Annotated in this window: 1 protein-coding gene and 1 other annotated feature; the gene reads right to left on the bottom strand. The window is 64.8% G+C overall.

Going from position 1 to position 1,331, the window contains the following annotated elements:
* Positions 1-39: 39 nt before the first annotated feature.
* A protein-coding gene (locus IG63_RS0120180; protein WP_157210328.1) for an IS3 family transposase occupies positions 40-1,280 on the bottom strand; the annotation gives its coding sequence in 2 pieces (ribosomal slippage) (positions 40-998 and positions 998-1,280; 1,242 coding nt in all).
* Positions 871-999 (bottom strand) — a sequence feature (AL1L pseudoknot). It overlaps the preceding gene by 129 nt.
* Positions 1,281-1,331: the final 51 nt, after the last annotated feature.

Genomic DNA, 1,331 nt, shown 5'->3' with positions numbered 1-1,331 from the left:
TGAACCGCCCCGGCGAGTCCGGAGGCTGGGTTTGATGGCTCAGCCGGTCGGCTGGAGCCCGTTTCTTGCAGCGTAGTGAAGTTCCTCGGCTGCGATCGGGGTGAGGTCGTCCAGCGCCTCGTGGGGGCGCTCGTTGTTGAAGAAGTCGACCCAGTTCAGGGTCTCCAGTTCGACGTGTTCGACACCGCGCCAGGGGCCTTCGGGGCGAATGAGCTCGGCCTTGTAGAGCCCTATCTGCGATTCGGCGAGTGCGTTGTCGTACGCATCGCCCACCGACCCGACCGACGGGTCAACTCCTTCGTCGACGAGCCGCTGGGTGAAGGCGAAACTGACATATTGCGAGCCCGCGTCCGTGTGGTGGATGAGTCCCGACAGGTCGGTGACACCGGCTTGCTGGCGAGTCCAGATCGCGTGCTCGAGTGTGTCGAGCACCAGGTCGGTCGTCATCCGCGTTGCGGCTCGCCAGCCCACGATCCTGCGGCTGAAGACGTCGAAGACGAAGGCGACGTAGACGGTGCCGGCCCAGGTCGCGACGTAGGTGAAGTCCGCGACCCACAGCTGGTTTGGCCGGCTCGCCCAGAACTGTCGATCGACCAGGTCCAGTGGCCGCTCGGCAGCCGGATCGCCCAGGGTGGTGCGGACCTTCTTCAGCCGTAGCGCCCCTACCCAGCCCTGCTCGCGGTAGAGCCGTTCGATGGTGCAGCGGGCAACGTCATGACCACGGCCACGCAGATGCAGCCACATCTTGCGCGCGCCGAACCGCGCGATCAGCTTCTGTCGCTTGCGTTCAGCCACCATGATCTCGACCAGCTCCGCATCGCGGACCTGCTGCCTGGAGGGCTGCCGTGAACGGGTCTCGTAGAAGGTGGAAGGGGCGATCTTGATCCCGTGCTCAGTGAGCACGCGGCAGATCGGCTCGACCCCGAACTCCATCTTGTGGTCCTCGATGTAGTCGATCAGTACCTGTTGGGGCGGTCGAGCTCCGCCGCGAAGAAAGCCGAGGCCGACTTCAAGATCTCGTTGGCCCGCCGAAGCTCGGCATTCTCCTTCTTCAGCGCCTTGATCTCAGCGATCTCCTCGCTGGTCCTGCCCTGACGGACACCGCCGTCGATCTCGGCCTGACGCAGCCACTTGCGCAGCGATTCAGTAGAGGTGATGCCCAGCTTCGCCGCGACCGACCTGATCGCCGCGGACTCATGCGGATAGTCCTGCCGGGACTCCATCACCATCCGCACCGCGCGCTCACGCAGCTCGGTCGGGTACCTCGAGGGACGTGCCATGAGAGTGATCCTTCCAACGAATCAGCTCTCCGGACATGCCGGGGCGGTTCA

Origin of the sequence: Nocardioides aequoreus, from assembly GCF_000720335.1 — a bacterium.
Lineage (GTDB): Bacteria > Actinomycetota > Actinomycetes > Propionibacteriales > Nocardioidaceae > Marmoricola > Marmoricola aequoreus.
The sequence above is the reverse complement of the archived record's forward strand: the minus strand, read 5'-3'. Positions and strand labels throughout refer to the sequence as shown.